7 protein-coding genes are annotated in these 8,865 nt (G+C 64.8%); 5 read left to right on the forward strand and 2 right to left on the reverse strand.

What is annotated here, in order from left to right; all coding sequences use genetic code 11:
* The first annotated feature begins 1,130 nt into the window (after positions 1–1,130).
* The gene (locus tag ACFE67_RS12535; protein WP_375407213.1) at positions 1,131–1,478 is read left to right on the forward strand and encodes an Lsr2 family protein; all 348 of its coding nucleotides are present in this window, start codon (positions 1,131–1,133) and stop codon (positions 1,476–1,478) included.
* Between the two features lie 321 nt (positions 1,479–1,799).
* Positions 1,800–2,252 carry a transposase gene (locus ACFE67_RS12540; RefSeq protein ID WP_375407214.1) on the forward strand — a complete coding sequence of 151 codons (453 nt, stop codon included), beginning with the start codon at positions 1,800–1,802 and terminating at the stop codon, positions 2,250–2,252.
* Between the two features lie 67 nt (positions 2,253–2,319).
* Here ACFE67_RS12540 and ACFE67_RS12545 read toward each other — a convergent pair whose 3' ends face one another.
* On the reverse strand, positions 2,320–2,754 hold the full coding sequence (locus ACFE67_RS12545; RefSeq protein ID WP_375407215.1) for a hypothetical protein: 435 nt from the start codon (positions 2,752–2,754) through the stop codon (positions 2,320–2,322).
* A complete protein-coding gene (locus tag ACFE67_RS12550; RefSeq protein WP_375407216.1) occupies positions 2,732–3,172 on the reverse strand; it encodes a nucleotidyltransferase domain-containing protein in 441 nt (146 codons plus the stop codon). Before ACFE67_RS12550 ends, ACFE67_RS12545 begins: the two co-directional genes overlap by 23 nt.
* A 264-nt stretch (positions 3,173–3,436) precedes the next feature.
* Here ACFE67_RS12550 and ACFE67_RS12555 point away from each other — a divergent pair, with 264 nt between their 5' ends.
* From ACFE67_RS12555 to ACFE67_RS12565, 3 genes are all read left to right on the forward strand, one after another.
* On the forward strand, positions 3,437–4,642 hold the full coding sequence (locus tag ACFE67_RS12555) for a hypothetical protein (protein ID WP_375407217.1): 1,206 nt from the start codon (positions 3,437–3,439) through the stop codon (positions 4,640–4,642).
* A 214-nt stretch (positions 4,643–4,856) separates the two neighbouring features.
* A complete protein-coding gene (locus ACFE67_RS12560) occupies positions 4,857–6,593 on the forward strand; it encodes a hypothetical protein (RefSeq protein WP_375407218.1) in 1,737 nt (578 codons plus the stop codon).
* A 338-nt stretch (positions 6,594–6,931) separates the two neighbouring features.
* Complete coding sequence (locus tag ACFE67_RS12565) at positions 6,932–7,465, forward strand: hypothetical protein (protein WP_375407219.1); 534 nt, start codon at positions 6,932–6,934, stop codon at positions 7,463–7,465.
* Positions 7,466–8,865 lie beyond the last annotated feature (1,400 nt).

The following is an 8,865-nucleotide window of genomic DNA, read 5'->3' on the forward strand; positions in this document are numbered from 1 at the left end:
GAGATCCTCGACGCCCTCAGTCGCCGAGATCGGCCATCAGCAGGGCACTAAAAAGGCGCGAGTCAGGTCTAGCGGGCCGTGGTTGATGTCCAACGCCGTGGTCGCCGTCGTCGACAGCATCGTCCCTCCTGGCGGGCGCAATGGCGGATTCCGCGGCTCGCCCTGTCGTCGCGCGCTGCTTCCGCTTCCGCGGCGCCCGACCCAAAGTGATGCAACTGCTTTAAAGGTCTGGCAACTTCGGTTCCAACAGCTTGCTGCCGCCGCCCCCAACGCGACAGGGGCGCGGTCGCCAAGCTGACTTAGATTCTCATCGCGGCAATAAGGCCCGCCATACGCCCCGAGAGCCGTGCCTCGGTCGCTAGCCTGTCGGTGAAACCCGATGATAGAAGTGATCCTTCTCGCCCGCGGCCAAGGCCCGGGACACACTCGGTTACCGGACATCGCGCGAGGTCTCCGCGCTCAGTCGCCGAGGGCCAGTCTCCTTCGACGACGTGAAGCTACCGAGCGGTCACGATCAGACGGGTTCGGCCCTCAAAGCCAGGCCGTTCGAACGGTGAATTGTTTCAGCTTGAACTCTCTGAGGCTGGAGTCATGATGCCGACGAGGTCGGCGCAGTCGCTGAGCAGAATCGTTTCGTACCTCGCGTCGACCTTGCGCTGCCGGAAGTTATGAACCCACTGCTTCTCCGTGACGACAACATCGCAGTACCGCTGCGACAGGGAGGGCGAGGATGTCGTTGAAGTCATTCGGCTCCAACCTCTGCTCGGCCTGCCGAGGTTTCGCAGATCGCATCACGTTCGTCACGTGACGGGGCATCACGTTCGTCACGTAACGGGTAGGTAGGTCGTCCATGAAGCTCATCAGGAAGCCAGGCTGTATGTCCTCGACGAATCCATCCCAAGTGAGACCGGTGCGTTCAAGTGCTTTTGCCACCGCAGATTGGATCCCGCCAAGATCGGATGCGCGAACTGCTAATTCGAGCAGGATGCCGATTATGCTCGCTGGATCGCCGGTAACTGTGAAAGTGTTAAGAACAAGCGACTGCATCGCCGGGCTCATTTGCAATTGACGCGAGAACTTGTCACACTAATGCCACTGTCTTTGTTAACCTATCGAGCCGAAGGACACCTGTGGCCCAGAAGTACATTGTTCAGCTTGTCGATGACCTCACCAACGAACTGATAGAGGATGGCTCGGGAGAGAGCGTGACTTTCGCCCTCGACGGCGTCGGCTACACGATCGACCTCACCTCCGAGCACGCGTACGAGTTCCGCAGTGCACTGAGCCTGTACGTGTCATCTGCCCGCAAGGCGGATGCTGCGTCCTCCAAGGTTCGCTCAGCAGTCCGTGGTTCCTCGGCAGCGCCGAAGTCTGACCTCAAGGACGTTCGGGACTGGGCTAGCAGCAACGGCTTCGCCGTCTCGAGCCGGGGACGTATCCCGGCAAACGTCCAGGAGGCATACGCCGCCGCACACTGATGACAGCCGGAATGAGCGCTCCGCGACGAATTCGTTGCGGGGCGTTCATGCGTTGCTGGCGGTTCGTGGTTGCTGCGGTGGGCGCGGCGAAGAAAGCTGGAGCCTGTTGTTCTCGGAATACGCGGGCCGCGGACGCTCCAGGTCCGGTCAAATGGTTGGCCGGTGTGCCGTCGCGCGGTTTGGTCGAGGGGCGAGCCTGCTAGAAGGTGCGCCCGCCGGCGGCGCTCCGCGGTCTCCTCGCTCACTGTCATGGTCATCAGTATTTGGTCCCTTCAGTCGGCACCCTCACCGCTTACACAAGACATCTGACACCCCCTGCCGATGAGCTTCACCCTCACGCCCGGGCAGGACGGCGACAACCCGCAACTGCTGCCGCTGCTCGACGCGATCCGCGTCAACCGGCCCGGTCGCGGACGGCCACGGAAACGTCCCGACCGGGTGCTGGCCGATAAGGCTTACGCACACCCGCCAACGCGGCGGGCGTTACGGCGCCGGGGCATCAGCTTCACCAGCCCGGAGAAGGCCGACTACCGCGCCCGCCGCCTCGCGAAAGGGGCCCGCGGTGGCCGCCCACCGAAGTTCGACACCGGCCAGTACGCGAACCGCAACGCCGTCCCACCGCTGCTTCAACAGACTCAACCAGTTCCGCGACCTCGCCACCCGCTACGCCAAACGAGCCGCCTACTGGCGCAGCGAACTCGCCATCGCATCCGCCATCCTCTGGCTCCGCGAACCCCTACAGGACACGCCCTAGGACGCGCTACGCGCCGCTGATGGCCCGAGTCTCCGCCTTGGACGCACGTGCCCGCGAACGAGCGCGATAGCGCCCCGACTGAGCTCACTACAGAAGTGCGGTGCGGACTGCTGCGGCGTACAGCGCCTCGGCAGCCTCGGTCGCGCTGTACAGGTCGCGGTCTGTCGGAAGAGTCGCCGAGTACTCGCTGCGCGTCTTGAGACCAAGCAGCGTGTCTAGGTGCTTCGCGACCGGCCGGCCGGCGGCGAGAGTCAGCACTTCGACAGCTTGGCGATGGTCGTCGCCCTGCGAGTACTTCCGCAGGCTTGCGATGCAGAGCGCGTCCGCGGACGCGATGCCGGACAGGATGAGCAGCACGACGTACGCATTCGCGACGGGTGACGACCGGGAGAAGGTGCCGTCCGAGGTGTCCAGCTCGCGGAGCCAGCTCGCGGCCAGCTGAAAGTCGCGCGCTTTATCGAGCCGGCCCTTCCGGACTACCTCGTCGCCGTCCGCGGTCTTATATCGATCGAGCTTGCTCACGAGTCCGTCTCATCATCCGACGATGTAGCCACAGGGGGTCGCTCGTGAGGGTAATTCCCTCATTTGCGATCTGCTGGAGCACGGGAGCTCCGCCGTCGATCTCGCTTTCCCTCATCGTCAGAGCGCGAGCGTCGTTGCCGGTCCAGCGCGACACCTTCCACTCCAACGCGCTCACCGCGCTCGCGAACTCGGACTGCGCCGCGTCGTCGGCGCTCACCAGGAAGAGGTCGATGTCGCTGTCGAGGCGCATGTTGCCTCGCGCGGCTGAGCCGAAGAGCGCCGCGAACATCAGCCCGGGCACCGTATGGGCCTCTTCGGTCAGGTGATCCAGCAGTGTCTGCCGCATGTTCGCCAGAGCGATCAGAGCTTCCGCTGCGAGATGGTCGCGGTTGAGGGACCACACGTAGGACCGCCCCACGCGGTCAGCCTTCACCACGCCCTGCCGCGCGAGCCGCTGAACCGCGACCCGTACTCCCTGGGAGGACCTCGAGGGAATTCGCTCAGCGAGTTCACCAGTTGTCAGCGGAGCGCTCGTTCGACCCAGCACTGCCAGGACGTCGCCGTCCACCGTAGGTGTGACGGCTTCAAAAGGAGCTTCTAACCGCACCGGGCCTCGTTCCAATATATCTGACGTTCGTCAACAATATTAGAACACAGGATGGGTGGCGCGGTACCGTTCGACATGGCTCTGATCGTCGACGGGACCTACTACTGGAACTTCCTTGTCGCCACTGCTCTCACAATCGTCGGAGCGTTCGCGGTGTCCGCTCCCGTCCTCCTCGGGCGCGTGCTCGCAAAGCCTCGAGCGTGGTTCATCGTCGTCGCTGGTGCAGCACTGGCCTGGGCTGCGGAGCTCTACCTGATCTTTCAAGGCGCGATATACCTTCCACTCGCAGTCGTCGGCGCCGTGGTCGTAGCGCTTGCCGTCGCGATCGCGCTCGCCGTCAACGTCGTTGCCTACTACTCGACGCAAACGAGCTCCCGCGGCCAGATCGTCCAGGTGATCACCGTCCTGATCGCCATCCCGGCAACGGTGCTCGCTGTGTCCCAAGTCGTCGCGCCTGGTCAACTCCAAGCCGTTGTGCGCGGGAACTGCTCGGGCGCCTCCGTCTACGGCAGCGAGTTGACCGCAGTCACCAGCTCCGTTGGACAGAACGCACGGACCGGCCCAGCAACGACCTACCCCCAGTTCGCTCGGTACGACAGCGGCTGTGTACTGGGCTTCGACAGCTACTGCCTCGGCGAGCCCGTCATCGACGCCACCGTCGGATTGCCCGACGTCCGCTGGCTTCGACTGCATCTCCTGCCGGGATACGTCGCCGCGGCGAAGATCGTCGAAACGAGTGCGGACGCAGGACTCCCCAACACTGGGTGCGCCAAGTTCGGCGGGCAGACGGTTGGGCTCGACGGCAAGAGCGTCATCGAGCGGGACCCTCAGCTTTCGCGAGCACGGTTCACGCGGGTGCAGACCCACCCGGTCACGACCTCCCTCGTCGGATATGCGTACATCGTTCCGGGCGCGACCGGAACCGCTCGGGTCGAGCAAATCGGCAACACGCCGAAAACTGCGGACGGCTCGACCGTCACCGCTCGCATCAACCTGGATCAGGTCGCCCCACCTCGCTCACGAGCGTCGTCGATCGTGCTCGCTGTAGTGCCCTGTCTCGCTGCACTCGTACCCGGGACCGCGGCGCAGTATTACGAGGTCTCGCTGAAGACTGGGAAGTCGATCTCGAGGCATCCTGCCCTCGATGGGCTCGGAGCCCGCCTGCGGAACGCCGCCTGCCGGGTCTCGCCGGATGCGTCGCCATCCGCGCTCACAGCGTCCTCAAAGTCCAGCAGCGAGCTCAGCAAGAAGGAGATCGACGCGGTGCAACCGAAGAAGTGAGCCTCCTGCACCTGGCCACGGGCGGCGATGTAGGAATGGGCGCGGGCTCGGCACACCGCCGCGGCTGTCGATACCGACTTCACAAGGTGTGGCGCACCCGATTAGGCCGTCGCATCATCAGGAATCGGTGCCAGAACAGCCGGTTGATGGAGGCCTCGGTAGTCCGTGCCCGCTCCCGCTGTAGGACAGTCGGGATTGATTGGAGGAGCTTGAAGTGGACGAGACCAGTGCGCGCGCTGAGGGTGCTGCTGCCGATGCGCTTGCAGCACAGGTCGCGCCCAGTAGTGCTGCGATTCTTCGCCGCGACGCCGCAGGATTCGATGGGACGCTGAACGATCTGGGCGCGGTGCTCACCGCGCACCCAGGCATGCTCGCGGCCATCCTCGACGCACGCGCACGTGCACGGAGCGCTCAGCACGTGGAGTTCGATGACCTCCTGCCGGTCTTCGGATGGAAAGTCGGGTTCGCGATCGCTGCTGCGGACCAGGTCTTGGAGCGACTGGGTGCGCCGTGGGACATGACGGCTATGCCGAACTCGAAAGAGGAAGCGTGGTTGATGAACCTCCGCGAGGGCCTCGACGTGTACGCCCAAATCTGCTGGTGTCTGCGATTCGGCTACACAGCCGCAGCTGTGGCGCTCGCCCGTCGTTTCCTTGAGCGGTGGAGCTTCAACCTCGCCTCCTCCACCGGTATCTGGCCGACCGCTGACGAGCCGGACGATGATTTCTACACACGGCTGTGGCGGTACCACGAGCGGCGCTTCACCGATCGCGACGCGGGGGAGGACTGGGCAGCGATGTCGGAACTGCTGCATGGGCGAGACATGCAGCTTGGCTCTCGGGCCCTGTCCTTGAGCCTTGGCGTGCAGCCTGCCGACCAGATGCGGGTGCACAGTTTTCTTGTACGGGCGTCCGAGTTCGTGCTTCGACAGGTCCGTGGGGCCATTCACACAACAGCGCAGGCTCGAGGTGACATCGACGCGCAGGACCTCTCCTGGTTGCAGGCGCCGGTCAGTGCGTTTCCGATGACGTTGCCGACGCCAGACTTCCTGTTCGTGTTTTTCGAACCCTTCGACTACAGCTACGTGACATCCGAGCGCGCCGAGTTGTATTCGAGTTGGGGAGCAATTTATCGTCGCATCACCGCACGGCGGGCGGAGGACCCGGTCGATCTGATTCCGACGGACAGTTGGATGGCGCTGGAGGAGCGATGGATTCGAGGAAGGGATAACGCCAGCCTCGCTTTCGCACACGAGCGCCGCATTTTAGGAGACGCGTTCCAACCTGAGGTGTTGCGGGGCACTATCGCTCAGTACCGCGCCATCGGGGAGATGGCCGACCTGGCCGCTGAGCTGATCTCCTCGATGCCGCAGGCGCAGGCGCTCCGAGCAGCCGCGGCCTCACTCGAGTCGGCTTGGGTGTTGTGGCTGCAAGACGTCGACGAATCGATGACGTGCATGCGCGCAGCGTTGGAGGCAACGGCGAGGGCTCGGGCGTACCGGCTGAAGCCTGTCAAGGCGGCAGATCTCGAGGCGCACCCGCGTAGCCGCGCGCCGCATCGATGGGTGCAGCTGGCCGGCTGGGGCGGTTTGAGTGAGTTCGTGCGAGCCCTCGGCGAGTTCACCCACTTCCGCGCTCGCTCCCGTCATACCGGCAGCAGGCGCCTGCTCGAGGCAATGCAACGCAGCCCGCACCTTGGGGCCGAGGCGCACACGGCGCGCGCCCGGGCCCTAGAGGAAACTGCATTCCTGCTCGGTCACGAACTCGGCGAACTCCTCGATCAGCACGACTCTCCATTCGCTGAACCATTCCGCCGGCAAGTGCTGTTCATGACCGCGGCCGAGTCCAAGACCCGAGTGGAGACGTGGGTGAATCATGCTCGGGGCTTTAAAGGGCACGATTTTGGTGAGCCCGACTTCAGTCATGCGCCCGCGGCGGATGAACCTGAGTAGCGCACACGCAGCATGAGCCAGGGCTCGGACAACCCGTCCGCGCACTGGTCGCAAGCGATCCAGGACGCGCCCGTCGTCTCCCGCGTACAAGCTGCTCAATTAGCGCCGGCTCACAGCTGTCCGCCGTCGAGGAGTCCTGCGGCGCCGCCACGTACGTTGCCGGGAAGTCACATGAGGATGGTTCCGGCCCGTTCCGCAGGCAGTGCGACGCGCGACCTGGTACACCAAAGCGCCTCCGCCCTCTGGAGGGCGGCGGAGTAGTTGAACGGAACCTTCCGCTGCTGGACCCAGGGCAGTACGGTGCGACCGTCACGGCATCCGCATGGAGGAGCAGGCGCATGAAGTACGACGAATTCGCGGAGAACCCGACCGCGGTGAAGCTCTCGCAGGCCATTGCACCTGAGTTGCTTCCAGAAGTGCTGGCGATGATGCGATCCGACGCGGCCGCTATGGACGGAACTGTTGGGAATATCCGCGGCCGAGCTGCGGGGCTGCTTTCCACGGCGGCGCTCGTCGTCGCCCTCGGCACGACGCTCGGAGCGATCCACATCGGTGCGGCCGGCAACGGGGTGCAACTCGACTGGGTCGCGACGACACTGCTGCTCCTCGTCGCCTTCACGATTGGAATCCTGGCGGCCCTGATTCAACGACCGCGTCCATGGGTATTCAGCCCCGGCACCGACGTCTTCATGCATCGTGAGCCAATTGCGGCTCGGCAAGGGGCTGTTGCAATCCTTGAGCAAGGCCGTGCAAAGAACGCGGCGCACATCGCGCAGATGCTGCGCCTGTTCAACGCCAGCACTATCCTCCTCGGCATTGAGGTGGTGATCATTCTCAGCGACGTGCTGATCCACCTCATCTGGAAGTTCTGACCGGACCTTCGGACGCGGAACCACCTCCCTCCGCCTCGGCCCTCGACGGAGGAGACTCCAGGGAAGGTGACTTCTCTGGAGGGCCCGAGCGGGCTGGCGGGACGTTCTCGAGTTCGTCCCTGAGGCCGCGCCGAGGGACGTAACGCTACGACTCGGGTGGCGTGACGTCCTGGTCTGGCTGCTGACGGACGACGGCAGCGCCGGTTCCGCTCTCTCAGCCTTCGCAGCAGATGCAGGTGCCGCACCGAACCAGTCGTGGCTGTGCACGGAGGGGTGTCCTGACGGTTGCTCCATCGTGCATGCCCGAGCAGACTCGGGTCGTCCAGGCGATTTCCCCCGCCCAACCTGCGGACCAGGTGACCGTCACAGCCGGACGCGGTGGCCTACCCCTGCGCTGTGGTCGCAGCGCTAGTCAGCGTGCTCGGCGCCCTCGTCGGGGTCGCTCTCGGGGCGGTGCTCACTTACGTGTTCGGCCGGCGGAACCAGACGAAGGCGCTCTTCGCTTCCCTACCGCGGCACACGATCGCGTAGTGACCTGCGCGGCGGTGACCGCCGTCGTGGTGGTGTCGGAGGGCGACAGATGCCTCGTGGCTCTCGGTGCGGTTGGCCGAGCCTCGGTGCGAACGGGACCTTCGGGCGAGCGCACGCTCCGTCCATCGGCGCTGGACGGGTGACTCTTTGAGTGACAGAAACCTCTGCGGGTGCCAGAAACAGCCCGCAACGACACGGTTCAACCCGTAGGCTCGGGGTACCGAGTTCGGCTCTACCAAGCGGATCTCGAGGGTAGCGGCGTGGGCGTCGAGCGGTCCGACATGGTTCAGTTGATTTTAGTTCGAGTTCTTGTCCGGTCTCGCTCGGTCGTCTCTGCCATCTCTCACGGTTCCTGACATGGCACCTTCACGGCGTCTGGCCTGATCGGCCAACACGACACTCGCCCCTGGCGACGATCGGATCGGGTGACACATCGTCGGGTCCCCGCACTTGACCGTGAGTCACCGCGGGACGGAGCGGTTTCGGCGGAGAGGTTCGGCGCCAGACGTTCGTGGCAAGACGCCCGGAGTGCGCGCTGAGTGAAGCTCCCGGCACGTTTGCGACACGGCCAGCCAACCATGCGACGGAGTGGGCCCGGCAGCCGTGCCTCGCGACGCGTGTGCACGGTGCCGTCCGGAAACCCGTCCGTTTACCTCCCGTCGCGGTCCGTAGACCCCCGGACATACACTGGGCCCCAGGCGGCGACTGCCGCCTGGGGCCCAGCAACTGCAGGGCTCGGAGATCGGGAGCGCGGCTTACGAAAGCCCGCCGGGATCAGACGCCGTAGTAGAGCTCGTACTCGAAGGGGTGGGGGCGGGCGGCGAGGGGCTTGATCTCCTTCTCGCGCTTGTACTCGATCCACGTCTCGA

The sequence above is a fragment of the uncultured Amnibacterium sp. genome (genome assembly GCF_964244015.1).
Taxonomy (GTDB): Bacteria; Actinomycetota; Actinomycetes; order Actinomycetales; family Microbacteriaceae; genus Amnibacterium.

What these genes read in the sequence shown, in the direction of transcription:
- ACFE67_RS12540 (WP_375407214.1), top strand. Translation starts at nt 1,800, where the DNA reads ATGAGCTTCACCCTCACGCCCGGGCAGGACGGCGACAACCCGCAACTG.
- ACFE67_RS12555 (WP_375407217.1), top strand. Translation starts at nt 3,437, where the DNA reads ATGGCTCTGATCGTCGACGGGACCTACTACTGGAACTTCCTTGTCGCC.
- ACFE67_RS12565 (WP_375407219.1), top strand. Translation starts at nt 6,932, where the DNA reads ATGAAGTACGACGAATTCGCGGAGAACCCGACCGCGGTGAAGCTCTCG.